This is a genomic window from Plantactinospora sp. CNZ320, assembly GCF_002846275.1.
On sequence record NZ_PJMP01000001.1, the window covers coordinates 7,009,322 to 7,035,302 of the forward strand.

Below are 25,981 nucleotides of genomic sequence, written 5' to 3' on the forward strand. Positions count from 1 at the left end.
GCTGTGCTCGACACGTTCACGTCGATGGAGGTTTCCCAACGCCGAAAAGGGGTGTGGACCCGGGAGTTGGCCACGCAGAGTAGGGTCACCCGGTGAGCGCACGGGGAGCGACGGCAACATCGTCGGGTCTCCCCACCGGGCGGCAACCCCCGACCAGCGATGACACCGATCAGCGGTGACGCGAGGACAGCGGCGACGCGAACGAAAGGTGACCGGAGTGACCACCCCAGGCAAGACCCGTGTGGCCCTCGTCTTCGGCGGCCGCAGCACGGAACACGCCATCTCCTGTGTCAGCGCGGGCAGCATCCTCGCCGCCCTGGATCCGGACGAGTTCGACGTGGTACCGGTCGGCATCACCCGGGCGGGTCAGTGGGTGTTGACCGACGGTGATCCGACCCAGTTCACCATCACCGATCGGCGCCTGCCGGAGATCACCGCCGCCGCCGGATCGACAGTGGTGTTGCCGGCCGACCCGACCGGCGACGGCCTGATGGTGCTGGACCCGGCCCAGGGTCCCCAGGCACTCGCCGGAGTCGACGTCGTCTTTCCGGCACTGCACGGCGCGTACGGCGAGGACGGCACCATCCAGGGGCTGCTGGAGATGGCCGGCATCCCGTACGTCGGGGCGAACGTCTTCGCCTCGGCGGCGGCGATGGACAAGGAGTTCACCAAGAAGCTGGCGGTCGCCGAGGGCATCCCGGTCGGGCCGTACGTGGTGCTGCGCAGCGGGGTCAGCCTGACCGAGGAGGACAAGGAACGGCTCGGGCTGCCCGTCTTCGTCAAGCCGTCCCGGGCGGGTTCGTCGGTCGGGATCAGCAAGGTCTCCGACTGGGCGGATCTCGACGCCGCCGTCGCGCTGGCCCGGCAGGTCGACCCGAAGGTGCTGGTCGAGGCGGCGATCGTCGGCCGGGAGATCGAGTGCGGGGTGCTGGAGGCCGAGGCCGGAGGCGGCCCCGAGGCGTCCCTGCTGGCCGAGATCCGGGTGGCCGAGCACGACTTCTACGACTTCGAGGCGAAGTACCTCGACGCCAGCGACTACGACATCCCGGCCGAGCTGCCGGACCGGGTGACCCGGCAGGTGCAGGAGTACGCCTGCCGTACCTTCACCGCGCTGGACTGCGCCGGTCTGGCCCGGGTCGACTTCTTCGTCACACCGGAGCTGGACGTCTATCTCAACGAGATCAACACCATGCCGGGGTTCACGCCCACCTCGATGTTCCCGCAGATGTGGGCGGCGACCGGGCTGGAGTATCCCAAGCTGGTGAACCGGCTGATCCGGACCGCGCTGCGTCGAGGCACCGGTCTGCATTGACCAGCGTCTGTTCGCCGCCCGTCTCGGGGTGGCCGGCTCGCGGCGGTGGTCAGCCCCCGGTGCAGCCGCTCGGCACCTGCGGTAACGAGGGCACCGAGGCGACCAGGGACTCGGACACCGGTGCCGCCCACTGCACCGTCTGCTCCTGCCCGGCCGGCACGCTGAGCCGGACCGGCACCTCACGGTCCACAGTGGTCAGCACCAGGCCGCCGTCGCGGTGCTCGGTGATCCAGCAGACGTTGTTGACCATCCACAGGTCGGGTACGTCCGGAACGGCGGGCGGAGTCACGCCGCAGGCGACCGTGATCGCCGGGTCGCCGTACGCGGCGTTCTGTTCCGGGCCGGCGGTGACCGGCCGCTGGCCGAGGCCGCGGAGGCTGTCGGGCAGCCGCGACAGCAGTGCCCGGCAGACCGTGGCGGGTCGGTCGGCCAGGGCCGGCGCGGCCATCTGCACCGGGGTGGTCACCTGCGGCGCGGCCGAGGTCGGTGTCGGCGCGGGCTTCTCGACCGGATCCGGGCTGAGCTGGCCGAAGACCAGCACCGCGACGAGGGCGGTCAGCGGCAGGGCGACCACGGTCGCCCAGAGCGCCGCCTGCCGGGTGGTCCGGTCCGGTCCGACCTCGCTCGGCCGGTCCGCCGCTCCGCCGGTTGGCGCCCCGTCGGGCACCGTTCCGCCGGACGCCGCTCCGTCGGTCTCGGCGGCCTCTGGTCGTGCCTCGGTGGTCTCCGGCGCGTCCGGCCGGCTGGACCTCGTGTTCCGCGCCATCTACAACCGGACCACGGAGCAGGTCAGCGTGCGGGTGATGCCGGGCACCAACTGCACCTTGCTGACGATCATTTTGCCCAGCTCGTCGACGGTGTGTGCCTCGGTGAGCACGACCACGTCATACGGGCCGGTGACGGCGTCGACGCGGACGACTCCGGGAATATCCGAGATGTGCGCGGCCACGTCACGTGCCCTTCCGACCTCAGTCTGGATGAGGATGTACGCCTGGACCACGACCCGCCTCCCGTCCGCCGCCGAGCGGCTAGACCGTGAAAATACCGTACGGAGCAGGTCGGATCCCGATCGGTGGTCGGAGGAGGCACGATGAGCGATCGAATCGGCCGGCCGGGTGCGGGTGCGGTGCCGGCTCCGGCCGTACCCGTGGATTGGTTGCCGCGACCGGCGACGGGCCCGGCCGGTCCGGACGTCGAGCGCACCGAGCGTGCCCGGAGGTGGGTGTGAGCGTCGCACGGGCCGGCGAATTCGGCCTGATCGCCCGGGTCACCGCCCGGCTGGGCACCGGACACGCCACGCTGCTCGGCCCCGGCGACGACGCGGCGGTGGTGCACGCACCGGACGGCCGGGTGGTCGCCTCCACGGACGTACTGGTCGAGGGCCGGCACTTCCGCCGGGACTGGTCGAGCGCGGTGGACATCGGGCACCGGGCCGCCGCGGCGAACCTCGCCGACGTGGCGGCGATGGGCGCGGTGCCGACCGCGCTGCTCGTCGCGCTCTGCATGCCGCCCGATCTGGAGGTGCAGTGGGCGGAGGAGCTGGCCGACGGCCTGGCGGCGGAGGCCGCCCGGGTCGGGGCGAGCGTGGTCGGCGGGGACATGTCGGCCAGCCCCACCCTGACCATCGCGGTGACCGCTCTCGGCGACCTCGGCGGGCAGGCCCCGGTGGTACGCAGCGGGGCGCGGGCCGGTGACGTCGTCGCGCTCGCCGGCCGGCTCGGCTACGCCGCCGCCGGCTACACCGTGCTGTCGCGCGGGTTCCGCACCCCGAAGGTACTTGTCGAGGCGTACCGGCGGCCCGAGGTGCCGTACGGGGCGGGGCCGGCGGCGGCGCGGTTCGGTGCCACGGCCATGATCGACGTCTCGGACGGGCTGCTGGCCGACCTCGGCCACGTGGCGACGGCCAGCCGGGTCGGCATCGACCTGCTCGGCAGTGCGTTCGAGGTGCCGGAGCAGATGCGGGACGCCGCGCACGCGCTCGGGGTGGATCCGCTGGCCTGGGTCCTCGGCGGTGGCGACGACCACGCGCTGGTGGCGACGTTCCCGGAGGACCTGCCGCTGCCGGGCGGCTTCCGGCTGATCGGACACGTCGTGCACGGCGCCGGGGTGACCGTGGACGGGCGGGCCTACAAGGGATCGAGCGGCTGGGACCACTTCCGCCGACCGGCGTCGACCTGACGCCGGGTCCCCGACGTCGGGGACGACGCTGGGCGGTGCACGTCACGTCGGGGGCCGATCGGTAACGGGTGGGCAGGGGTCGTACCCTTCACCGCGTGAGTGAGCTGGACATCCGCGTCGGACCCTACGACTCCCCGGTCGCCCGTGAACTGGTCGATGCCGCGCTGGCCGACCTGGCCCAGCGGTACGGTGGCGATGGCGACGAGACCCCCGTGGCACCGACCGAGTTCGAGCCGCCCACCGGGGCTTTCCTGGTGGCGTACCTGGACGAGGTTCCGGTCGGCTGCGCCGGATGGCGTACCCACGGAAGCACCGACGACGTCGCCGAACTCAAGCGGATGTACGTCTCGCCCTCGGCTCGCGGTCGCGGTGTCGCCCGCCGGGTGCTGTCGGCGATCGAGGGCTCCGCCCGGGAGTACGGGCGGAGCCGGCTGATCCTGGAGTGTGGCGACCGGCAGCCGGAGGCGATCGCCCTCTACCAGCGCAGTGGCTACGAGCGGATCCCGGACTTCGGCTACTACCGGAACGAGCCGGGAGTCCTCTCGTTCGGCCGCGCCCTCTGACTCCGACCGGCAGGGCCGGTAGACACAGCGCGATACATCGGTACACCGGTACGCACAGCGAACAGCCGCCGGAGTGGTGCTCCGGCGGCTTTCAGTGCTTCAGGGTCTGCCCGGGGGTCGGGTCAGGCGCGGGCGACCTTGCCGGCCTTGATGCACGAGGTGCAGACCTTGAGCTTGCGGGTCGTGCCGCCACCCGCCGGGGTACGCACCGACTGGATGTTGGGGTTCCAGCGACGGTTGGTCCGCCGGTGCGAGTGGGACACGTTGTGGCCGAAGCCAGGCCCCTTGCCACAGATGTCGCACACGCTAGCCACGGGATACTCCTGGGATTGATCGTCGTCAGGTTGCCGGCAGGATGCTGCCCGGGCAACCTGGCCAGGGTACCCGATGTGCTGGCCGGCGTGCGAATCGGCTCCACCGGTCCCGACCGGCCACCGGGGCGGACCCACCACCGGTCCCGACCGGCCGCCTGGGCGGACCGACCACCGGTCCCGACCGGCCACCTGTCCCGACCGACCGCCCGGTCCCGGCCGGCGGCCGTGCCCCCGCCACGGCCGCCGGAATCGCGGCGGAGCTGCTGTCCGGTGCCCGCGTCGGTGCGGCGGTGTCAGCGGGGCGTCGGGGTCCGCCAGTAGGCTTCTGCCGTGCTGGAGACCCTCGACGCCGCAGCCCTGCGTCGGTGGTGTGCGGGCGGGCTGGCCGCGCTCAGGCGGCACCAGGAAGAGATCAACCAGCTGAACGTCTATCCGGTTCCCGACGGCGACACCGGCACCAACCTGGTGCTCACGATGACCTCCGCCGAGCAGGCGCTGCGGATGGAGCGGGACGATCCGGGCGTTCAGGGGCAGTCGGCGCACGCCCGGGTGTTGCGGCTGCTGGCCCGGGGCGCGCTGCTGGGTGCCCGGGGCAACTCGGGGGTGATCGTCTCGCAGATCCTGCGCGGCCTGGCCGACGCACTCGGCGACATCCCCGAGGTCCGGGGCCGGGCGCTCGCGGCGGCGCTGCGGGCGGCCAGCACGGCGGCCTACGGTGCGGTGGCGGAGCCGGTCGAGGGAACACTGCTCACCGTCGCGGTCGCCGCCGCGACCGCGGCCGAACGGGCCGACACCGACGATCTCCCGGCGGTGGCCCGGGCCGCCGCGACCGCCGCCGACGAGGCGCTGGCACGTACCCCGGAACAGTTGCCGGCGCTGGCCCGGGCCGGTGTGGTGGACGCGGGCGGGCGCGGCCTCTGCGTCCTGCTGGACGCCCTGGTCGAGGTGGTCACCGGTGCCGCACCGGAGCGCCCGGAAGTCGCACCGGCACCGCCGAGCCGGCCGCTGGCGGCCGCCCGGGAGACCGGCTCGACCGAGTACGCCTACGAGGTGCAGTTCCTGCTCGACGCCGACCTGCCGGCCGTACGCCGACTCCGGGCCGAACTCGCCCGGCTGGGCGACTCGCTTGTGGTGGTCGGGGACGAGGCGGAACCCACCGGCCCGTCGACCTGGAACGTGCACGTACACGTGAACGACGTCGGAGCGGCGATCGAGGCCGGGGTGGTCGCCGGTCGGCCGTACCAGATCTCGGTCACCCGCTTCGACGACCAGCACCCGGAGGTGGCTCCGGCGGAGCCGGCCGGGCCGGACACCCCGGACCGGGCGGCGGTGGTGGTGGCCTCCGGTCCCGGCCTGGCCGCGATCTTCACGGCCGAGGGCGCGACAGTGGTGGATGGCAACCCGTCCGCCGGAGAGCTGCTCACGGCGGTCCGGTCGACCGGCGCGTCCCGGGTGGTGGTGCTGCCCAACGACCCCAACGCGCAGGCGGTGGCCCGGGTGGCGGCGGAGGAGGCGCAGCAGTTCGGGATATCGGTGAGCGTGGTGCCGACCCGTTCCCCGGTGCAGGCGCTGGCCGCGCTCGCGGTCCGGGATCCGGCCCGCCGGTTCGCCGACGACGTGATCGCGATGGCCGAGGCGGCCGGCGCCTGCCGGTACGCGGAGGTCTGCCACGCCTCCCGCGAGGCGCTGACGGTGGCCGGCCGCTGCCAGCCGGGTGACGTGCTCGGGCTGGTCGACGGCGAGGTGCACCTGATCGGCGGCGACCTGGTGCAGACCTGCGCGGCGCTGCTCGACCGGTTGCTCGGCGGCGGCGGTGAACTGGTCACCCTGCTGCTCGGCGCCGACGCTCCGGAGGAGTTGGCCGAGACCCTCCGGGCGCACCTGGCCCGGCGCTGGCCCTTCGTCGAGGTGCACCACTACTCCGGCGGCCAGCCGTTCTATCCCCTGCTGGTGGGAGTCGAATGACGCTGCCGGGGAAGCCGGTCGAGGATTCCCGGGGAAGGCCGACCGGGACGGGGTACGTGCTGCTGCCCGGGGAGATCGACGACGGCGGCCGGCCGGGCCGACGAGATCGCCGCCGCGATCGTCCGGCTACTCGTGCGGCGCAGGGGCGAGCTGACGGCGGTGGTGACGGCAGGATGAGAGCGCTCGTGGGGGGCCGATGACAGCGAACCGAACGACCCCGGCCGGCACCGAGTCGACCTCGGCCGACCTGGAGACACCGCTGCGCAAGCTGGTCGGCGAGAAGACGGCGAAGGCCCTGGCCAGCCACCTCGACCTGCACACGGCCGGTGACCTGCTCTATCACTTCCCCCGCCGCTACGACGAGCGGGGCGAGCACACCGACATCCGCTCCCTGGAGGTGGGGGAGCAGGTGACCGTGCTCGGCCAGGTGCAGCGTACGGCGGTCCGGCCGATGCGCCAGCGCCGGGGAAACCTGCTGGAGGTGACCGTCGGGGACGGCTCCGGCGGAGTACTCACGCTCACCTTCTTCGGCAACCAGGCGTGGCGGGAGCGGGACCTCAAGCCCGGCCGGTGGGGCATGTTCGCCGGCAAGGTCACCGAGTTCCGGGGCAAGCGCCAGCTCAACGGCCCGGAGTACGTCCTGCTCGGCGACGGCAGCGGCGGCGGTGAACCCGGTGCCGGCGAGGTGGGCGAGGAGATCGAGGAGTTCGCCGGGGCGCTGATCCCGGTCTATCCGGCCGCGGCGGCGGTGCCGACCTGGGTGATCGCCCGCTGCGTCCGGGTGGTGCTGGACACCGTCACCCCGCCGGAGGATCCGTTGCCGGCGACGCTGCGGGCCACCCGCAACCTGGTCGGGCTGGCCACCGCGTTGCGCGAGATCCACCGGCCGGCGAGCAAGGAGGAGCTGTACCGGGCCCGGCACCGGTTGAAGTGGGACGAGGCGTTCGCCCTGCAACTGACCCTGGTGCAGCGCAAGCACCGGGCGGCGGCCTGGCCGGCGAAGCCCCGACCGCGCCGCGAGGGCGGGCTGCTGACCGCGTTCGACGCCCGGCTGCCGTACGAGCTGACCGCCGGGCAGCGCGCGGTAGGTGAGGAGGTCGCGGCCGACCTCGGTACCGCGCATCCGATGCACCGGCTGCTCCAGGGCGAGGTCGGCTCCGGCAAGACGGTCTGCGCGCTGCGCGCGATGCTCCAGGTGGTCGACGCGGGCGGCCAGGCCGCACTGCTGGCCCCGACCGAGGTACTCGCCGCACAGCACTACCGGGGCATGCTCGACCTGCTCGGCCCGCTCGGTCGGCGTGGTGAGCTGGACGGCGACCCGGACGGTACCCGGCTGGCCCTGGTCACCGGTTCGCTCGGCGCGGCGGCCCGGCGGCGTGCCCTGGAGAGCGTCGCCGCCGGAGAGGCAGGAATCGTCGTCGGCACGCACGCTCTGCTCTACGAGGGTGTCGACTTCGCCGACCTCGGGCTGGTGGTGGTGGACGAGCAGCACCGGTTCGGGGTCGAGCAGCGGGACGCGCTGCGGGCCAAGGCCGAGCAGCCGCCGCACGTGCTGGTGATGACGGCGACGCCGATCCCGCGCACCGTGGCGATGACCGTCTACGGCGACCTGGAGATCTCCACCCTCTCCCAGTTGCCGCGCGGCCGGTCGCCGATCGCCTCGCACGTCGTACCCGCGGCGGAGAAGCCGGCGTACCTGGACCGGGCCTGGCGCCGGCTGCGCGAGGAGGTGGCCGCCGGCCACCAGGCGTACGTCGTCTGCCCGCGCATCGGCGACCAGGCCGCGACCGCCGAGGAGGTCGGTGCGGTCGGCGAGGACGGCCGGCGTCCCCCGCTGGCGGTGGCCGAGGTGGCACCGCTGCTCGCCGAGGGCCCACTGCACGGCCTGCGGATCGGGGTACTGCACGGTCGGCTGCCCGCCGACGAGAAGGACTCCGTGATGCGTACCTTCGCGGCCGGTGACCTGGACGTGCTGGTGGCGACGACGGTGATCGAGGTCGGGGTCGACGTGCCGAACGCGACAGTGATGATCGTGCTCGACGCGGAACGGTTCGGCGTCTCCCAGCTGCACCAGTTGCGCGGCCGGGTCGGCCGGGGTTCGGCGGCCGGGCTCTGCCTGCTGGTCACCGAGGCGATCGAGGAGTCGCCGGCCCGGGAGCGGCTGGACGCGGTCGCCTCCACCACCGACGGTTTCCGGCTGGCCGAACTCGACCTGGAGCAGCGGCGCGAGGGCGACGTACTCGGGGCGACCCAGTCGGGCCGGCGCTCCCACCTGCGGCTGCTCTCGCTGCTCAAGGACGCCGAGGTGATCCGGGACGCCCGGGTCGAGGCGATCGCCCTGGTCGAGGAGGACCCGGAGCTGGACCGGCATCCGGCACTGGCCGCCTCGGTCGCCGCCCTTGTCGACGAGGAACGCGCCGAATACCTGGAGAAGGGCTGACCAGCGGTACGCCGCAGAGACGCTGACCAGCGGTACGCCGCAGAGACGCTGAGGGCGCGCCGACCGTTTCCGGTCGACGCGCCCTCAGGTGCGTTGGTTCAGTTGGTGCGTTCGCTACCGATCAGGCGGTGAAGGTCACCCGACGGCGGCGGGCCACGATGTAGAGCACCACACCGGCGCCGAGCAGCAGCACGGCACCAGCCGCGATGCCACCGGCAGCGGCACCGGTCAGCGGCAGTTCGCCACCGCCGCTGCCACCGCAGTCGGCCGGCTGCTCGTAGACGATCGGGTCGCCCTCGGTGCCGTCACCGCTGGGGGTGACGGTCAGGCCCTCCTCGGCGGGGAACGTGACGCTGCCGGTCTTGCCCGGGGCAACGGTCAGGGTCTGGGCCTCGCCCTTGTTCGGGGTGAGGACGACGCTGATCTCCTCGTCCGTGGTGTTCTCGAGCGAGATGATCAGCTCGTCACAGGTGGACTCGTAGGTGCCCACCGGCTCGACCGGCTCCGGGGTGACCGACGGGGTCGGTTCCGGGGTGGCCGGCGGGGTGGTGGCCGGAGGAGTCGCCGGCGGGGTGGTGGCCGGCGGGGTCGCCGGAGGCGTGGTGGCCGGAGGAGTCGCCGGCGGCGTGGTGGGCGGCGGGGTGGTGGGCGGGGTGTCGCACTTGCCCTTGTCCTTGGCCTCGACCGTGCGCTCTTCCCGGATGGTCCGGCCGTCCCGCTTCCACTTGGCCTCGACCGTCAGCTTCTTGTTGAGCTGGAACTTGTTGGCCGCGGTGCGGGTCTCGGTCCCGGTTAGCGGGGAGCCGCCCTTCGGGTTCAGCTCGGCACCCTCGCGGATGTCACCGACCGCACCGGGGCGGACCTTGGTGACCTCAGCCTTGATGTTCTCGCTGTTGCCGACCGTCCACTTGAACTCGTAGTTGTTGCTCCCCTTGACCTGGCAGTAGTTGCCGTAGATCTCGGGGTGGTGGGCGCTGGCCGGTGCCGCAATCGCGACTGCCGCGCCGATGCCGAGGAAGGCGGCTCCGAGAACGGCAGCCGATCGCCGGAGCGACAGCTTGGAACGGATCACGCGTACTCCTGAGAGATGAGGGCGTCATGGGACGACGCGGGTAGGAGGCGAGCGGGGGTGCCATGGGTTGGCGCTCTACCTGCGAGAACCGCCTCCCTGACGTCGTGGGTGCCGGCAAGTGGCAGCCGGGCACAGCGCCAGACCTTAGCGATTGGGGTGGTACAGGGACACCCTTCAGGCTCCTCTAACGATGATGTGGCCAACTTGAGATTTTTGATCAACAGGTGGTAGTGAACAAAATTCGCTCAGTGTCCTTAGCCTGCCCGTTCGTCCCTCGCTGTTTCAGCGAAAGAGTCTCCCCACCTGTCCGAACCGACATGACCCCGGTGTCGCGTAGCGTCACCGTCATGCAGGAAACGGCCATGTCAGAGAGGTCGGCATGACACGGATCGTGGCGGGCGTACTCGGTGGACGCCGCATCTCCGCCCCGCCCGGTGGGCGGACCCGGCCGACCAGCGACCGGGTCCGGGAGGCGCTGTTCAGTGCCATCGAGGCGGCCACCGAGCTGGCCGGGGCGCGCTTCGCCGACCTCTACGCCGGCTCGGGCGCGGTGGGCCTGGAGGCGCTCTCCCGGGGCGCGTCCCAGGTGCTGCTGGTCGAGTCCGATCCCCGGGCCGCCCGGACCATCCGGGAGAACCTGGCCGCACTGCGGTCGACCCCGGCCAGCCCGGTGACCGGTACCGCCCGGCTGGTGACCGGCAAGGTCGCCCAGGTACTCGGCTCCCCGCCCGAGGGCGGCCCCTACGACGTCGTCTTCGCCGACCCGCCCTACGCCGTACCCGATGCGGAGCTGGCGGTGGTGCAGGCCGCGCTGCGCGACCAGGGCTGGCTGGCCCCGGACGCCCTGCTGGTGATCGAGCGGTCCAGCCGGTCCGGCGAGGTCGACTGGGTGCAGGGGATCACCGCCCAGCGCAGCCGCCGCTACGGCGAGACCACTCTTTGGTACGGTCGCCGATCGTGAGACGTGCGGTCTGTCCCGGCTCCTTCGATCCGGTCACCAACGGTCACCTCGACATCATCGGCCGGGCGAGCCGGATCTTCGACGAGGTGATCGTCGGCGTGCTGATCAACGAGTCCAAGCGCGGGCTGTTCACCGTCGACGAGCGGATCGAGATGCTCCGCGAGGTGACCGGCTCCTACGGCAACGTCCGGGTGGAGTCGTTCCAGGGCCTGCTTGTCGACTTCTGTCGGACCCAGCGGGCCGGCGTCGTGGTGCGCGGCCTGCGCGCGGTGAGCGACTTCGACTACGAGTTGCAGATGGCCCAGATGAACATCGGGCTGGCCGGCGTCGAGACACTCTTCATGCCCACCAGCCCGCTCTACTCCTTCCTCTCGTCGAGCCTGGTCAAGGACGTGGCGAAGTGGGGCGGCGACGTCTCGCCGCACGTACCGGACGTGGTCCGCGAGCGGCTGCGGGAGCGGCTGCTCCGCCCCGGCTCCTGACCGACGGCGTCCTCGCGGCCGTGCTCGCCCGGGCGCCGGCCGGCACCCGCCGGACCGGCGGAGAACCGGGCGGCGACCCGCTCCGGTCCAGCTCCGCGGCCCTGCGACGCGCCGGTCTCCGGGTCGATCACCGTTCGGGTACGGACCGCACCGCATCATTGGTTGAGCAGTAATCCGGTCCGACGCCCCATCATGTATGTCGACCGAAGTAACGACGGGAGTGAGGTACCGGTGGACCCGCTCGATCGCATAGACGAGATCATCGCCATGGTGGAGACGGCGCGATCCGTCCCGATGTCCCGCAACAACGCCATGGTCGACCGCGCCGAGATGATCGGCGCCCTTGAGGAACTGCGTGTCGAGCTGCCTGTCGAACTGCGCCGGGCGGCGGCGCTGCTGGAAGAGCGCGACAAGATCATGGATGCCGGCAAGCGCGAGGCGGACCGGATCATCAGTGAGGGCGAGGCGGAGCACGCCCGGCTGGTCTCGGTGAACGAGATCACCGTCTCCGCCGAGCACGAGGGTGCGCGGATCATCGCGGAGGCGAGGGCCGAGGCCCAGCGGCTCCGCGAGGAGGTCGACGACTACGTCGACACCGCGCTGGCCAACTTCGAGCAGTTCCTGACCCGGGCGCTCGCCTCGATCGAGCGCGGGCGGGACAAGATGCACGCGTTGCGCGAGATCGGCACGTTCGTGGGGGAGGAGAACGAGCGCCCGCTGCCCTTCTGAGCGTACTGTCGCATTTCGCCGGGGCGGGTCGCCGTACCCTCGCGGGGTCGGCCGACTCGCCCCGGTTCGACGCTAAGCCCCCTGCTCAGGTAACCTGTTTCGTCGGCCCCGCACAGGCCGGAGTCTGATTATGCCCAAACATCTGCCGACCCATCTCAACCCCAGGTCGCCGCTGGTCCTCGACACGAGGGAGCTGCCGCGCCGACCTGGAGTGTTGCGTACGGTCAGTCGGACGGTGGCGGCACCGGCGGACCTCGGCGTGGAGCTGATCGGCGTGCCGGAGGGCGCGGACCTGAGCCTCGACCTGAGGCTCGAGTCGGTGTCCGAGGGTGTGCTCGTCACCGGGACCGTCACCGGTCCGATCAGGGGCGAGTGCGGCCGTTGCCTGCGCCCGATCACGGACTCGCTTGTCGTCACGATCCAGGAGCTGTACGCCTACGAGCACAGCACCACGGTCGAGACGACCGACGAGGACGAGGTCGGCCGGATGCAGGGCGACCTGATCGACCTGGAACCGGCACTGCGGGACGCGGTGGTGCTCGCACTGCCGACCAACCCGGTGTGCCGGGAGGACTGCCCAGGACTGTGCCCCGAATGCGGGGTGCTTTGGGACGAGCTGCCGGCTGAGCACAGCCACCAGCAGGTCGACCCGCGCTGGGCGGGCCTGTCGCAACTGACCCGTCAAGAGGAGTAGGAAGAACCGTGGCCGTCCCCAAGCGCAAGATGTCGCGCAGCAACACCCGGTCCCGCCGGGCGCAGTGGAAGACCACGGCGGTCGCGACCGTGGCCTGCCCGCAGTGCAAGTCGCCGAAGCTGCCGCACGCGGCCTGCAGCGTCTGCGGCACCTACAACGGCCGCCAGGCCATCGAGGTCTGACCTCCTGGACACCGAGTGACGCCACCGACCTCCGGTCGGACGGCGCACCCGCCCTGGCGACTGCCCGGTGCACCGGCTCCCGCCGACGCCGACCGACCTTGGACGGCCGGCGTTCCCGTGGAGCCGGGCACCGTGCGGATCGCCGTCGACCTCCTCGGCGGGGACGAAGCTCCCGCCGTCGTGGTTGACGGCGCTCTGCGGGCGTTCCGCGCTGATCCCGACCTGCGTCTGCTGCTCGTCGGCCCCGTCGAGGTGGCCGACGGGCTGATCGCTGCGCTCGGCCCGGCCGACCGGGACCGGGTCGCCGTCCAACCGGTTCGCGACGCCGTCGTGATGAACGGGGACGTCACCGCGATCGTCCGCTCGGACAACACCATCAAGGCCGCTGTGGCGGCGGTGGTCTCCGGCGCCGCCGACGCGGTCGTCTCGGCCGGCTCGACAGGTGCGACGGTCACCGCCGCCGTACTCGGCTTCGGCCGCTGGCCCGGCGTACGCCGACCGGCGCTGGTCGCCACCCTGCCCGCCCTGGACGGCCCGGTGGTACTCCTCGACGTCGGCGGCTCCCTGGAGGCCCGGCCGGCAACCCTGGCCCGGCACGCCGTACTCGGGGCGGCATACGCGGCGGTCACGCACAGCGTTGCGCAGCCGCGGGTGGGACTGCTCTCGATAGGTACCGAGCCGGGCAAGGGCGACCGGATCCGCCGGGCAGCCGACCCGGCCCTGGCCGAGCAGGAGTTGCCGGCCGGTGCCCGTTACGTCGGGTTGGTCGAGGGATTCGACGTGGCGTCCGGCGCCCGGGCCGACGTCGTCGTCACCGACGGGTTTACCGGAAACATCCTGCTCAAGGGCATCGAAGGCGCGTACGCGATGGCCGGCGGGCCGCCCGCCAACGGTGGTCCGCCCCGGGCTGCCACCCTGCTCGGGGTCTGCGGTGCCGTGGTGGTCTGCCACGGTGCCGCCCGGGACGACGACATCGCCTCGGGCATCGCGCTCGCCGCCCACCTGCACCGCCGCCGGACCATCCCGGCGGTGTCCGCGCTGCTCGCCGAGTCGACCGAGACCGTTCGGGTCACCGAAACCGAGGGGACCGCAGTCACCGACACATCGGGAACGGCGGTCACCGACACCGGGGTGACGGCATGAGCGAACGAGGTGCCGGCATGAGCGAAGACACCAGCCAGCGCGCACACACCAGCCAGCCCAGCCGCCCGGGTCGTGGCGGCGGCGGGCGAAGCGAGGAGACGGCATGACCAAGGACAAGCGGCGGCGGCCACCGATCACCCATCTGGAGGCGGCGTTCGGGGTCGCCCTCGACGCGGATCTGCTGGAGCGGGCCCTCACCCACCGGTCGTTCGCCTACGAGAACGGCGGCCTGCCGACCAACGAGCGGCTGGAGTTCCTCGGCGACTCGGTACTCGGCGTGGTGATCACCACGGCGCTGTTCCACAACCATCCGGACCTTCCCGAGGGGCAGTTGGCGAAACTGCGGGCCAGCGTGGTCAACATGCGGGCGCTGGCCGACGTCGCCCGACGGCTCGGCCCGAACGGCCTGGGGCCGTACCTGCTGCTGGGCAAGGGCGAGGAGAGCACCGGGGGACGGGACAAGGCGAGCATCCTCGCCGACACCCTGGAGGCGCTGCTCGGCGCGATCTACCTCCAGTACGGCCTGGACACGGTCGCCATCGTCATCCACCGGCTCTTCGATCCGCTGATGGCGGAGTCGGCCGGCCGGGGGGCCGCACTGGACTGGAAGACCAGCCTCCAGGAGCTGACCGCCGCGCTCGGGCTGGGCGTGCCGGAGTACCGGATCGACGAGGCCGGGCCCGACCACGCCAAGACCTTCACGGCCTGGGTCGTGGTGGCCGGCCGCAAGTACGGCGGAGCCGACGGCCGCAGCAAGAAGGAGGCCGAGCAGCGCGCCGCCGAGGCCGCCTGGCGGACCCTCTCCGAACAGCAGAACGAATCCGCCGCTCGGGCCGATTCGACGGACTCCGCGGTGACCGTGGTCGATCCGGCACCGGACGGGGCCGGGCCGGGCGTCGGGGCCGACAACCGGCCGGTCGTCGCGGCCTCCGGCGGGCCGGCCGACGTCGACCGCCGCAACCCGGGTACGGCCGGCGACGCCGTCCCGAGCTGACCAGGGACGCCGTCGGCGAGCTGAAAGGATGGTGGTACATGCCTGAGCTGCCCGAGGTGGAGACGGTCCGGGAGGGGCTGTCCCGCTGGGTCACCGGTCGGCGGATCGCGGCCGTCGAGGTACGCCATCCGCGTGCCGTACGCCGACACCTGCCCGGCGCCGCGCACTTCGCCGCGGTACTCGCCGGGCGGACGATCCTGGACGCCCGGCGGCGCGGCAAATACCTGTGGCTGCCGCTGGACAGCGGTGACGCGGTGGTGGGACACCTCGGGATGTCCGGGCAACTGCTGGTCCGGCCGACCGAGGCGGCCGACGAGATCCACCTGCGGATCCGGTTCACCTTCGACGACGGCGGCACCGACCTGCGCTTCGTCGACCAGCGCACCTTCGGCGGACTGGCGGTCTCGGAGGGCGGTGCCACCCTGCCGGCCGAGATCGCGCACATCGCCCGGGACCCGATGGATCCGGAGTTCTCCGAGACCAACTTCGTGGCCGCGATGCGGCGGCGGCGTACCGAGGTGAAGCGGGCGCTGCTCGACCAGACCCTGATCTCCGGGGTGGGCAACATCTACGCCGACGAGGCGCTGTGGCGGGCCCGGCTGCACGGCGCACGGCCGACGGAGACGCTCACCGGGCCGGCGGTCACCCGGCTGCTCGGCCACGTCCGGGACGTGCTCGGTGAGGCGATCAAAGAGGGCGGGACCAGCTTCGACGCGCTCTACGTCAACGTCAACGGCGAGAGCGGCTATTTCGACCGGGAACTGAACGTGTACGGTCGGGAAGGGCTGCCCTGCCGCCGCTGCGGCACGCCGATCCGCCGCGAGGCGTTCATGAACCGGTCGTCGTTCAGTTGCCCCCGCTGTCAGCCCCGGCCCCGTTCGGTGGCGCAGCCGAGCCGCTGACCGGTCAGGACGGACAGAGTTCCCGGCGTACCCCGAGGTCGCGGTCCTTGCGGATCGAGGTGAACCCGTACCCGACGGTGGTGACGCAGAAGTCGGCGGGGGAGGCGTTGTACTCGACGTGGAAGACGGGCTTTCCGGCGTTGGTGAACGGCAGCAGCCGGTCGCACTCCCGGCGCCGGAAGCACTCCTCGGCGACCACGAAGTCGAAGTACGGCTCCAACGCCAGCACCTGATCGATGTCGTTGGCCAGGCCCGGCGCCAGCCCCGTACGCCGGGCCAGCTCGGCCACCCGCCGGTTGAAGGCCAACTGGTCGTCGAAGGTCAGCGGAAACCCTGACCGCTGCCGGTAGCCGTCCATCCCCACCGCGAGTACGGCGACGAAGCCCTTGCCCCGGCACAGCCGGAACCGGTCGGCGAGCACAGGTTCGAGCGCCGACCACTGCCGGATGTCCAGCCACCGACCGCGCGGTGCACCCGCAGGCTGGCCGGGCAGCCGGGCCGGCGCACCGAGCAGGGTCGCCGGAAACCGTTCCGCGTCGGGCCGGGACTCCTGGTAGACGCCGACCTCGACGTGGCAGACCAGGCGCCGCCCCTCCGCCCGCAGCCGCCGGGTGGTCTCCAACGACAGCCGGAAGCCGTCGAGCACGTACACCTGGGCGTCGACGGTGGGATCGAGCTGACCGCTGACCTGCCACTGCCAGCTCGGCGTGGGGCCACCCGGCCACGGCGGCACCACGGACCGGTCCGGCGGGAGGCGGCACCCCTGTGCCGGGGTCAGCAGTGCGACCGCGAGGACCAGACCGGCGAGCCGGCGTACCCCGGGCACCTCATCGAGCAGCGCGGAACACGGCTGCACCCCCTCGTACCGCCCAACGAGCCAGTCCCCGGCTCGGGCACGGCGGTGGGCAGCGGCGTACGGGTCAGGCGACCGCGCCGAACATCTGGGTCCAGTAGAGCCGGCCGTCGGCGCCGGTGGCCACCCCTACGCCCATCGCCTTCGCGTCGCAGTTGAGGATGTTCCTCCGGTGTCCGGAGCTGTTCATCCAGCCCTCCATCACGGCGGCGGCGGTCTCGTAGCCCATTGCGACGTTCTCACTCATCGGCCGGTCGTAGCCGGCTCGGCGGGCCCGCACCACGAAGTCGCTGCCGTCGCTGCCATCGTGTGACATGTTGGTGTGCTCGCCCTGGTCCTGGCTGTGCAACTGGGCCGCCTCATTCAGGTCGCCGTTGAGCGTCACGGTGCCGCAGCCGTTGGCGGTGCGCTCCCGGTTGACGATCGTGAGGACCTGACTCGCCGCCTGGCTGCCGCCTGTCGCGCCGGCACCCGACCCCGACCGGGCCGGCGTACGCCGCGCGGCCGGGCTGGTCGTCCGGGGCGGCTTCGGCGCGCTCGTGCTGGCCTTGGGCTTCGGGGTCGGCCGGGTGGCGGTCGCGGTCGGCGTCGGAGCGGCGGTCTGCTCGGGGGTCCCCGTCGGGTCCGGCGTCGCCGTATCCGTGCTCTCCTCGGGACCGGCCGCCTCGACCGCCGGCTGGCCGCCCCGGTTGCCGGCCGGCGCGTCGGTGAGGCTCGGCGGTAGCAGGGCCGCACCGACGCCGAAGACGCCGAGCAGTGCGGTCACCGCGACGCCCAGGCCGACCGGGCCACGTAGCGGGGTCGGCCGGCGGTGCCGGCCGGAGCTGCCTCGGTCGGAAGCCTCGGCGTCGCGCTGGCGGTCGGCGGTGGACAGCCGCCGCCCCGGGACAGTGTCGGTATCCCGACCCAGCTCGAACGCGCCGAGGTCCGCCGGCTCGTCCGCCCAGCGCGCCGCTGCCTGTTGCCGCCGCCCGGCCGGCTCGTCCACCGGGTCGAGCCCGGCACGTCGCCAGCGTTCGGTGACCCCGTCCACCCAGCCCGCTGCACCGGGCTCCGGACCCCGACCCGGCTCGTCGCCCCAGCCGGTGTCGCGAGCCGGCTCGTCGCCCCAGCCGGTGTCGCGGGCCGACCCGTCGACCCAGTCGGTGTCGCGAGCCGGCTCGTCGCTCCTGCCGGTGTCGCGGGCCGATTCCTCGCTCCAGCCGGTGTCGCGGGCCGACCCGTCGACCCAGTCGGTCTGCCGGGTGGCCTCGTCGCCCCGGCTCGTGCTGTGCGCCAGTTCGTCGCTCCAGGCGGCCCCGGCGGAGGGCGAGAGGTCGTCCGGCTCGTCGGCCCAGCGGGCGTCGCCGTGCCGCTCGTCCCGGTCGTCGCCGCGGCGCGCTTCGGCGGGATGCTGGTACGACCCGGGCCGAGCCTCCGGATGACCGGCGTGGGCGGCCGGGAAGGCAGCACCGTTGTCGGGCCGGTCGGCCCAGTCGCCGCCGTCCTCCCAGCCGGTCTGCTCGTTCCACCCCTGCACGCTGCGCCTCCACTGCTTCCGGGTCCGGCTATGCCCTGGTCGTTGACCGTGCGGACGCTACGCGGGCCGACCAGCAGGGGCAACGTGGCTAAGGAAGATATAAGGGGGGGACCCGCCGGTGGGATCGCGCCGGCTACCAGGGCCGACAGCTGTCGGGACATCGACGGGGGATAGACTCCGGTCGTCCGGACAGCGACCTGGTTCGCGCCTGCGCGGCAAGCTCTCGCCCACGAGTGGTTGACAGCACAGGTGGCCCGTGCCCGGTAAAACTTGACTCAGCCGGGACATCGGCACACTATGTAAGTGTCGCCAGTCGCGCCCGACCATGCCTGCGTTTTCCTGCGGGCAAGTAGTCGCGTACGAGTTGGGCGCGCGTTGGCCGGCCTTTCCGGCAGCGCATTACAAGGAGACGATATGGCGAAGGCCCTCTACGGCCACGTTGGTGCGGCGCCTGACCGGCGCCTCCTCGACGAGGTCACCCGACTGCGTGCCAGGGTTCAGGCACTGGAGTTCGAGACGACGCGGTTGCGTGCCGAGAACGATCGGCTCGCTGCGGCGGTCGCCGAGGCAGACGATCTGCTGCGGCTGGCCGAGCCCGCGCTGACCTGAGTTCCGGGCGTCGGGTAACCGGCGCCCCCGCCTGTCAACTGAATCGCAACCAGAAAAAGCGCGCCGACACACCTGTGGCGGCGCGCAGTTCTGTTCCCGGGCCCCCGCCGCCCCGGCCTGAGTGCCGGTCGGGTCCGTCTTGGCGCCGGCGGGGCCTGTGCGCTGCCCGGCCGGTGGGCTCGGATGATCCGATACGCTGGTCGGCGCGTGCCGCGTCGCGCAGGACGACCGCCGCCGGGTTACCCTGCGGGTTGACCAGGCTCCCACCGCCGGGGGCAAGCAGTCTCCGCCGACTCCTGGGGCGTGGCCGACCGGCCGACGACCCGGTCGCCGGTGGTGCCGGACCGGAAGCGGGACGGACCGGGAAGCGCTGGGGCCGCCCGGCGGTCGCGCCGGACGAGGATCGGGAACGTGTATCTCAAGAGCCTGACGGTGAAGGGCTTCAAGTCCTTCGCCTCCAGCACGACCTTCAAGCTGGAGCCGGGGATCACCTGTGTGGTGGGCCCGAACGGCTCGGGCAAGTCGAACGTCGTCGACGCGATCGCCTGGGTGCTCGGCGAGCACAGCGCCAAGGCGCTGCGCGGCGGCAAGATGGAGGACGTGATCTTCGCCGGTACCGCCGGCCGGGCGCCACTGGGACGGGCCGAGGTCACCCTGACGATCGACAACACCGACGGGGCGCTGCCGATCGACTACACGGAGGTGTCGATCACCCGCCGGATGTTCCGGTCCGGCGAGAGCGAATACGAGATCAACGGCGACTCCTGCCGGCTCCTCGACATCCAGGAACTCCTCTCCGACTCCGGCATCGGCCGGGAGATGCACGTCATCGTCGGGCAGGGCCAGCTCGACGCCGTACTGCACGCGAAGCCGGAGGATCGGCGGGCCTTCATCGAGGAGGCGGCGGGCGTACTCAAGCATCGCAAGCGCAAGGAGAAGGCGCTGCGCAAGCTCGACGCGATGCAGGTCAACCTGAACCGGCTGACCGACCTCACCGCCGAGCTGCGCCGTCAGCTCAAGCCGCTGGGCCGGCAGGCCGAGGTGGCCCGGCGGGCCCAGGGCATCCAGGCCGACTTGCGGGACGCCCGGCTGCGGCTGCTCGCCGACGATCTGGCCACGCTCCGCTCGACCCTGGACAAGGAGATCGCCGACGAGGCGGCCCTGCGTCAGCGCCGGGAGCAGGTCGAGGCGGAGCACGCCGAGGTGCAGTCCCGGCTCGCCGAGCTGGAGGAGGCGCTCGCCGAGGACGCCCCGCTGCTGGCCAGGGCCCAGGAGACCTGGTACAAGCTCTCCGCACTCACCGAGCGGTTCCGCTCCACCGAGCAGCTGGCCCGGGAGCGGCTGCGGCACCTGAGCACCACCCCGGACGACGAGCGCCCCGGCCGGGACCCGGACCGCCTGGAGGCCGAGGCCGAGGAGGTTCGCGCGCACGAGGAGGAGCTGCGGGCCGCCCTCACCGAGGACCAGATCCGGCTGGCCGAGGCGGTGGAGAGTCGCCAGCAGCTCGAACGCCAGCTCGCCGAGGCGGAACGCGCCCTCGTCGCGGCGGCGAAGGCGATCGCCGACCGGCGGGAGGGGCTGGCCAAGCTGACCGGGCAGGTCAACTCGGCGCGGGCGCGTACCGGTTCGGCGGCGGAGGAGATCGAACGGCTGGCCGCCGCGCACGCCGACGCGCAACTGCGGGCCGAGCAGACCCAGAACGAGCTGGACGCCGTCGCCGAGCAGTCCTCGGAGGCGGACCGGGACAACGCCGAGCTGGACGCCAGGCACGCCGAGGCGGTCGCCGCGCAGGAGGAGGCGGCGGCCCGGGTGCGTACCCTCTCCGACGCCGAACGGGCGGCGGAGAAGGACGCGGCGACCTGGAAGGCCCGGGAAGAGGCGCTGTCGATGGGGCTGCGCCGCAAGGACGGCGCCGGGGCGCTGCTGGCCCGCGCCGACCAGGTGCCGGGGCTGCTCGGCAGCCTGGCCGGGCTGCTGACCGTCGCGCCGGGTCACGAGGCCGCGCTCGCCGCCGCGCTCGGCTCACTGGCCGACGCGGTCGCGGTGGCCGGGGTCGACGAGGCGGCCGAGGCGATGCGGTGGCTGAAGATCCAGGACGCCGGCCGGGCCGAGCTGCTGGTCGGCGGTCAGGCCGGGCCGGGCATGATCGGCTCACCGGACGCGCTCCGCCCCGCCCTGCCCGACGGGGCGCGCTGGGCACCCGACCTGGTCGGCTGTCCCGACGGGGTACGCCCGGCGGTGCACCGGGCGCTGCGCGACGTCGTACTCGTCGACACGCTGGAGGCCGCGACCAGGCTGGTGGCCGGCAACCCGGAACTGCGCGCGGTGACCGCCGACGGTGACGTGGTCGGCGGCTACGCGGCGGCCGGCGGTTCGGCCAAGGCACCGAGCTTCCTGGAGGTGCAGGCGGCGGTCGAGGAGGCTCGGGCCAACCGCCTCGCCGCCGAGCAGACCATCGCCGAGCTGCGTGAACAGCTCGGTGAGGCCCGCGAGGAGGTCGCCGAGCGCAAGCAGGCGGTGGCCGCCGCCGCGGCGGTGAAGCGGGACGCGGAGGGGCAGCGCAACGCCGCCGCCCGCCGGCTGGCCGAGCTGGGCGCCGCCGCCCGGTCGGCAAAGGCCGAGATGGACCGGCTCGCCGAGTCGCGCAGCCGCGCCGAGCAGGCCCGGGAGCGCGACCTCGCCGGCCTGGCCGAGCTGGAGGAGCGGCTCCGGCTGGCCGAGGCGACCCCGATCGACGCGGACCCGTCCACCGAGGAGCGGGACGAGCTGGCGGCGTACCTGCCGCAGGCCCGGCAGAACGAGATGGAGGTCCGGCTCGCGGTGCGTACCGCCGAGGAGCGGGTCGCCTCGATCGCCGGCCGGGCCGACTCGCTGGCCCGGCAGGCCGCCGCCGAACGGGCCGCCCGGGAGCGGGCCGCCGCCCGGCGGGCCGCCCGGGCCCGGGGCGCCGGCATCGCCCGCGCCGTCGAGTTCGGCGCCCGGGAGGCGCTGACCCGGCTCGCGGTCTCGCTGGCCACGGCCGAGCAGACCCGGGACGAGGTCGCGGCGGCCCGGTCCGCCCGGGAGGCCGAACTTCAGGAGGTACGCGGCGCGGCCAAGCGGCTCGGTGCCGACCTGGAGCGGCTGACCAGCGCGGTACACCGGGACGAGGTGGCCCGGGCCGAGCAGCGGCTGCGGATCGAGCAGCTGGAGGCGAAGGCGGCCGAGGACTTCGGGTTGGACGTGGAGACGCTGATCGCCGAGTACGGCCCCCAGCAGCCCGTCCCGCCCAGCCAGGCCGAGATCGCCGCCGCCGAGCGCGACGACCGGCCGGCGCCGGAGCCGGTACCGTTCGAGCGGCCGGTACAGGAGAAGCGGGCAGCCAAGGCGGAACGCGAACTGGCCCTGCTCGGCAAGGTCAACCCGCTCGCCCTGGAGGAGTTCGCCGCCCTGGAGGAGCGCTACAAGTTCCTCTCCGAGCAGCTCGAAGACCTCAAGGCGACCCGCCGTGACCTGCTCACCGTGGTCAAGGACGTCGACGACCGGATCCTGGAGGTCTTCGCCAGCGCCTACCACGACACGGCCCGGGAGTTCGAGCAGGTCTTCACCGTGCTTTTCCCCGGCGGCGAGGGGCGGTTGGTGCTCACCGACCCGGAGGACCTGCTCACCACAGGCGTAGAGGTGGAGGCCCGCCCGCCGGGCAAGAAGATCAAGCGGCTCTCGCTGCTCTCCGGCGGCGAGCGGTCGCTGACCGCCGTGGCGATGCTGGTGGCGATCTTCCGGGCCCGGCCCAGCCCGTTCTACATCATGGACGAGGTCGAGGCGGCGCTTGACGACGTCAACCTGGGCCGCCTGATCACCCTGATGGCGCAGTTGCGGGAGAAGAGCCAGCTCATCGTGATCACCCACCAGAAGCGGACGATGGAGGTGGCCGACGCCTTGTACGGCGTGACCATGCGCAGCGGCGTGACCCAGGTGATCAGCCAGCGGCTCAGCAACGACGAGGAGAACTGATGCCCCGGGAACGGGCGACCGCCCTGCTGGTGGACCTCGACGGGGTACTGCGGCGGTGGGATCCGCAGACCAGCGCCGCCATCGAGCGCCGGTACGGGCTGCCGGCCGGTGCGCTCTACGACACCGCGATGCGCTGGTCACTGCTGCAACCGGCGGTGACCGGGCAGCTCAGTCACGCCGACTGGCTGGTCGCGATCGTCGACGCGCTCGCCGAGCCGGCCGGTGGGCAGGACCGGGCCCGGGCGGCGGTGGACGAGTGGCAGGCCGACCGGGGCACGGTGGACCAGGACGTCCTCGACTTCGTCCGCCGGGTGCGGGCCGCCGGGATCCGGGTCGGGCTGGCCACCAACGCCACCGACCTGCTCGACGCCGACCTGGCGCTGCTCGGCCTGACCGACGAGGTGGACGTGGTGGTCAACTCGTCGAAGCTGGGCGTGGCGAAGCCGGCCAAGGAGTACTTCCGCGAGGCTTGCCTGGCCGTCGGCGCACCGCCGGCCCAGGTGCTCTTCGTCGACGACTCGGACCGGTCGGTGCGGGGTGCCAGGGTGGCCGGGCTGTCGGCGTACCGGTGGAACGGGCCGGCGGACCTGCGCTACCTGCGCGCCGCGTTGGCGTACTGACGGTCGGCCGGCCGATCCCCCCGCGCGCTATTCGCCCGTAGTGCCGTCGATGCGTTCCCGGATCAGGTCGGCGTGGCCGTTGTGCCGGGCGTACTCCTCGATCATGTGCAGGTAGACCCAGCGCAGGCTGATGTCCTTGCCGCGCGAGCTGACGTAGGTCTCGTCCAGGCCGCGGCCGGCGACGGCCTGGCGGCCCAGTTCGATTTCCTCCCGTAGGGTGTCGAACTCGGTTGCTGGATCCGCGTCGGCGACGCCTTCGAGGTCGCCGTCGGGCTGCTCCGGGGTGTAGTACAGCCACGGCACGTCGAGCTGGGCGAACTGCTGGCGGAACCAGTACCGCTCGTTGTCGGCGCAGTGCCGGACCAGGCCGATCAGGGTCAGTCCGGAGGGTTCGACGCTGGCGGTGCGGAGCTGTTCGGCGGTCAACCCGGCGCACTTGTGCAGCAGGGTCTGCCGGTGGAAGTCGAGCCAGCCCTCGAGCATTGTGCGCTCGTCCGCGACCACTGGTGCGCGCTGTCGGTCGATGTCGGGTGCGGTCCAGGTCATCGCGTCATGATCGCATGTGCCTAGCCGCCCCGCCGCCCCGCCGTGCGGTGGCGGCGTTGGACGTGGGCCGGCGCTTTGCCGGAGAGAGCCACCGGCCCCTCGATCAGCGCGTCAGGGTACGCCGGGCCACCGTGCGCAGGGTGCCGTCCGACGCGGTGCCCTCGATGGTGACCTCGGCGGTACGGCTCTCGTGCCGCAGCGTGCTCACCGCGTTGCCGAAGTACGGGCCGTCGAGCTTGCGCCAGCGCACCGGCGGCCGCCTGACCCCGGCTGTGCGGGCCAGCGCCCGGGTCGCCACGGACGGGGCGCGCCACCAGCCGAGCCGGAGCAGCGGCCGCATCGGCCCGGGGATCTGGTTGTGGATCGGCGAGCAGGTCAACTGGTGTACCGGAGTGGTGGTCGGGGCGCCGGGGAAGCGTGCCCGGGCGACGTAGGAGTGGTGCACGTCGCCGGAGAGCACACTTATCGACGCCGGTGGCGGGTACGCCGGCCCGGCACCGACCCGGTCGCCGGGTTGCCCGGCGGGACCGCTGCCGAGCCGGACGAAGACCTGGGCGAGCGCGTCGAACGACCGGCGGAACGCCGCCCAGTGCTCCAGGTCCAGCCCTCGGCGCAGCCGTTCGGAGAACGCCGCCACCCGGGGCCGGCCCGAGTCGGCCAGCCGCTCGTTCCAGGACTCCAGGTGGTGGATGCCGGGCGGCAGCAGCCAGGGCAGCGAGGAGCCGACCACCAGGTGGTCGTACTCGCCGTGCACCTGGTCGGTGAACCAGGCCCACTCGGTCGGCGGCAGCATCGCCCGGTGTGTCGGGTCGAGCACCCGGCTGCACCTGTTGTCCAGCACCACCAGCCGGGTACGGCCGACGTCGAGGGAGTAGCTCCACTGGTAGCGGCCGGCTGGGGCGGCCTCGGCCGGGGTCTTCCCCTCGCCCAGCGCGGCGTCGTAGCCGGTCGCCTCCGCGTCGACCCGGGCGCCGAACTCGCGAAGTACCGAGGTCGCGTCCTCGGCGGCGACGACCTTGGCGTAGACGGGGTCGGCGGCGATCTCGTCCGGTTCGAGGTTGCCGAGGTGCTGGTAGACCCAGTACGACGCGAGCCCGCTGGAGATCCGCTCCGACCACCAGGGCTCGCGGTGCGTCTCGGTGCGCCACGGGTTCGAGGTGTTCCAGTCGTCGATGATCTCGTGGTCGTCGAAGATCATCACGCTCGGCACGGTGGAGAAGAGCCAGCGGATCTCCGGATCCCGCCACGACTCCAGATAGAGCTTGGTGTACTCGTCGAAGCTGACCACCTGGTCGGCCGGGGCGCCGGCACTGCGGTCGCGGCGGCGGCGCAGCAGCTTGCGTACCGTCGGCGAGGTCTGGTCGGCGTAGACCTGGTCACCGAGGAGCACGAGCAGGTCCGGCCAGCCGTCGGCGGCGTCCGCGGGCCCGCCCTGTTCGCCCGACCTGCCGGCCCCGACCGACGCCATCAACCGCCGGGCGTACGCGTCGAGCGCGTCCGGCGGCAGCTTCCGCGCCGTGGAGTGCTGGGTGGTCTCCCGGCACGAGCCGAAGACCAGCCGTGCCCCGAAGTCGTCGGCCGGACGGGTCCGGATCACACTCGGCGGGAACTTCGCCCCGGGCTCCGGCCAGACCTGCTCGTCGTCGAGAAAGACCTGGTAGGGCGTGCTCTGCCCCGGCTCCAGCCCCTCCACCACCACCAGCGCGTAGTGGTGGTCGAACGCGCTGAAGGTGACCGCCTCGCCGGCCGCGCCGTCCGGCGTGGTGACCCGGACCAGGGTCGGGGCGCTGGTCTCCACCCAGACGGTGGCCCTGGAGCCGACGACCCGGCGCAGGACCGGGCCGATCAGGAGCCGGGCGGTGGACATGCGACGACCTCCGAGCGAGGTAAGGGGTGGTGGACACCCGGTT

At 72.8% G+C, this 25,981-nt stretch carries 24 protein-coding genes; 16 read left to right on the plus strand and 8 right to left on the minus strand.

The window, feature by feature from the left end; translation table 11 throughout:
- Window positions 1-217: 217 nt before the first annotated feature.
- Window positions 218-1,312: a D-alanine--D-alanine ligase family protein gene (locus tag CLT71_RS31330; protein ID WP_101370269.1), complete on the plus strand. Its 1,095-nt coding sequence runs from the start codon at window positions 218-220 to the stop codon at window positions 1,310-1,312.
- Window positions 1,313-1,361: 49 nt separating this feature from the next.
- Here CLT71_RS31330 and CLT71_RS31335 read toward each other — a convergent pair whose 3' ends face one another.
- Entirely contained in the window at window positions 1,362-2,078 is a 717-nt protein-coding gene (locus CLT71_RS31335) for a DUF3515 family protein (RefSeq protein WP_101370270.1), read from the minus strand.
- Entirely contained in the window at window positions 2,079-2,312 is a 234-nt protein-coding gene (locus CLT71_RS31340; protein ID WP_101370271.1) for an Lrp/AsnC ligand binding domain-containing protein, read from the minus strand. It abuts the gene before it with no gap.
- A 224-nt stretch (window positions 2,313-2,536) separates the two neighbouring features.
- Between CLT71_RS31340 and CLT71_RS31345 the strand changes: the two genes are divergently transcribed.
- Together CLT71_RS31345 and CLT71_RS31350 are read left to right on the plus strand one after the other, a co-directional pair.
- The gene (locus CLT71_RS31345) at window positions 2,537-3,490 is read left to right on the plus strand and encodes a thiamine-phosphate kinase (protein WP_101371955.1); all 954 of its coding nucleotides are present in this window, start codon (window positions 2,537-2,539) and stop codon (window positions 3,488-3,490) included.
- A gap of 95 nt (window positions 3,491-3,585) precedes the next feature.
- On the plus strand, window positions 3,586-4,053 hold the full coding sequence (locus tag CLT71_RS31350; protein ID WP_101370272.1) for a GNAT family N-acetyltransferase: 468 nt from the start codon (window positions 3,586-3,588) through the stop codon (window positions 4,051-4,053).
- Between the two features lie 122 nt (window positions 4,054-4,175).
- Here CLT71_RS31350 and rpmB read toward each other — a convergent pair whose 3' ends face one another.
- Window positions 4,176-4,367 carry a 50S ribosomal protein L28 gene (gene rpmB, locus CLT71_RS31355; RefSeq protein WP_101370273.1) on the minus strand — a complete coding sequence of 64 codons (192 nt, stop codon included), beginning with the start codon at window positions 4,365-4,367 and terminating at the stop codon, window positions 4,176-4,178.
- A 330-nt stretch (window positions 4,368-4,697) separates the two neighbouring features.
- Here rpmB and CLT71_RS31360 point away from each other — a divergent pair, with 330 nt between their 5' ends.
- Together CLT71_RS31360 and recG are read left to right on the plus strand one after the other, a co-directional pair.
- A complete protein-coding gene (locus tag CLT71_RS31360) occupies window positions 4,698-6,332 on the plus strand; it encodes a DAK2 domain-containing protein (RefSeq protein ID WP_101370274.1) in 1,635 nt (544 codons plus the stop codon).
- A 196-nt stretch (window positions 6,333-6,528) separates the two neighbouring features.
- On the plus strand, window positions 6,529-8,772 hold the full coding sequence (recG, locus tag CLT71_RS31365) for an ATP-dependent DNA helicase RecG (RefSeq protein WP_101370275.1): 2,244 nt from the start codon (window positions 6,529-6,531) through the stop codon (window positions 8,770-8,772).
- A 121-nt stretch (window positions 8,773-8,893) separates the two neighbouring features.
- Here recG and CLT71_RS37190 read toward each other — a convergent pair whose 3' ends face one another.
- Window positions 8,894-9,844 carry a cell wall anchor protein gene (locus CLT71_RS37190; protein WP_158242341.1) on the minus strand — a complete coding sequence of 317 codons (951 nt, stop codon included), beginning with the start codon at window positions 9,842-9,844 and terminating at the stop codon, window positions 8,894-8,896.
- 379 nt (window positions 9,845-10,223) lie between these two features.
- On the opposite strand from CLT71_RS37190, the gene rsmD reads away from it, so the two are divergent.
- The 8 genes from rsmD (at window position 10,224) to mutM (ending at window position 15,931) form a co-directional block, all read left to right on the plus strand.
- Entirely contained in the window at window positions 10,224-10,805 is a 582-nt protein-coding gene (rsmD, locus tag CLT71_RS31375; RefSeq protein ID WP_101370276.1) for a 16S rRNA (guanine(966)-N(2))-methyltransferase RsmD, read from the plus strand.
- Window positions 10,802-11,287, plus strand: coding sequence for a pantetheine-phosphate adenylyltransferase (gene coaD / locus CLT71_RS31380; RefSeq protein WP_101370277.1), 486 nt, complete (start codon window positions 10,802-10,804; stop codon window positions 11,285-11,287). The genes rsmD and coaD overlap by 4 nt, the downstream gene beginning before the upstream one ends.
- Window positions 11,288-11,518: 231 nt before the next feature.
- Window positions 11,519-12,016 carry a hypothetical protein gene (locus CLT71_RS31385; RefSeq protein WP_101370278.1) on the plus strand — a complete coding sequence of 166 codons (498 nt, stop codon included), beginning with the start codon at window positions 11,519-11,521 and terminating at the stop codon, window positions 12,014-12,016.
- A 130-nt stretch (window positions 12,017-12,146) separates the two neighbouring features.
- Window positions 12,147-12,710: a YceD family protein gene (locus tag CLT71_RS31390; RefSeq protein ID WP_101370279.1), complete on the plus strand. Its 564-nt coding sequence runs from the start codon at window positions 12,147-12,149 to the stop codon at window positions 12,708-12,710.
- Between the two features lie 8 nt (window positions 12,711-12,718).
- Window positions 12,719-12,892, plus strand: coding sequence for a 50S ribosomal protein L32 (gene rpmF, locus CLT71_RS31395; RefSeq protein ID WP_101370280.1), 174 nt, complete (start codon window positions 12,719-12,721; stop codon window positions 12,890-12,892).
- A gap of 117 nt (window positions 12,893-13,009) precedes the next feature.
- Window positions 13,010-14,035 (plus strand): phosphate acetyl/acyltransferase, encoded by a 1,026-nt coding sequence (locus CLT71_RS31400; protein WP_101370281.1) that lies wholly within the window; start codon window positions 13,010-13,012, stop codon window positions 14,033-14,035.
- A 103-nt stretch (window positions 14,036-14,138) separates the two neighbouring features.
- Entirely contained in the window at window positions 14,139-15,029 is an 891-nt protein-coding gene (gene rnc, locus CLT71_RS31405) for a ribonuclease III (protein WP_101370282.1), read from the plus strand.
- A 38-nt stretch (window positions 15,030-15,067) separates the two neighbouring features.
- Window positions 15,068-15,931: a bifunctional DNA-formamidopyrimidine glycosylase/DNA-(apurinic or apyrimidinic site) lyase gene (gene mutM / locus CLT71_RS31410; protein ID WP_101370283.1), complete on the plus strand. Its 864-nt coding sequence runs from the start codon at window positions 15,068-15,070 to the stop codon at window positions 15,929-15,931.
- Window positions 15,932-15,935: 4 nt separating this feature from the next.
- Here the strand turns inward: mutM and CLT71_RS31415 are convergent, their stop codons facing one another.
- Together CLT71_RS31415 and CLT71_RS31420 are read right to left on the minus strand one after the other, a co-directional pair.
- Window positions 15,936-16,787, minus strand: coding sequence for an endo alpha-1,4 polygalactosaminidase (locus tag CLT71_RS31415; RefSeq protein ID WP_101370284.1), 852 nt, complete (start codon window positions 16,785-16,787; stop codon window positions 15,936-15,938).
- A gap of 64 nt (window positions 16,788-16,851) precedes the next feature.
- Window positions 16,852-18,303, minus strand: a complete 1,452-nt coding sequence (locus tag CLT71_RS31420) for a CAP domain-containing protein (protein ID WP_101370285.1) — start codon at window positions 18,301-18,303, stop codon at window positions 16,852-16,854.
- A gap of 414 nt (window positions 18,304-18,717) precedes the next feature.
- Between CLT71_RS31420 and CLT71_RS31425 the strand changes: the two genes are divergently transcribed.
- The 3 genes from CLT71_RS31425 (at window position 18,718) to CLT71_RS31435 (ending at window position 23,525) form a co-directional block, all read left to right on the plus strand.
- On the plus strand, window positions 18,718-18,912 hold the full coding sequence (locus CLT71_RS31425) for a hypothetical protein (protein ID WP_101370286.1): 195 nt from the start codon (window positions 18,718-18,720) through the stop codon (window positions 18,910-18,912).
- Window positions 18,913-19,323: 411 nt separating this feature from the next.
- The gene (smc, locus tag CLT71_RS31430) at window positions 19,324-22,905 is read left to right on the plus strand and encodes a chromosome segregation protein SMC (RefSeq protein WP_101371956.1); all 3,582 of its coding nucleotides are present in this window, start codon (window positions 19,324-19,326) and stop codon (window positions 22,903-22,905) included.
- Window positions 22,905-23,525 carry an HAD-IA family hydrolase gene (locus tag CLT71_RS31435; RefSeq protein WP_101370287.1) on the plus strand — a complete coding sequence of 207 codons (621 nt, stop codon included), beginning with the start codon at window positions 22,905-22,907 and terminating at the stop codon, window positions 23,523-23,525. The genes smc and CLT71_RS31435 overlap by 1 nt, the downstream gene beginning before the upstream one ends.
- A gap of 27 nt (window positions 23,526-23,552) precedes the next feature.
- On the opposite strand, the gene CLT71_RS31440 is transcribed toward CLT71_RS31435, so the two are convergent.
- A complete protein-coding gene (locus tag CLT71_RS31440; RefSeq protein WP_101370288.1) occupies window positions 23,553-24,071 on the minus strand; it encodes a DinB family protein in 519 nt (172 codons plus the stop codon).
- A gap of 103 nt (window positions 24,072-24,174) precedes the next feature.
- On the minus strand, window positions 24,175-25,938 hold the full coding sequence (locus CLT71_RS31445; protein WP_101370289.1) for a DUF7800 domain-containing protein: 1,764 nt from the start codon (window positions 25,936-25,938) through the stop codon (window positions 24,175-24,177).
- Window positions 25,939-25,981 lie beyond the last annotated feature (43 nt).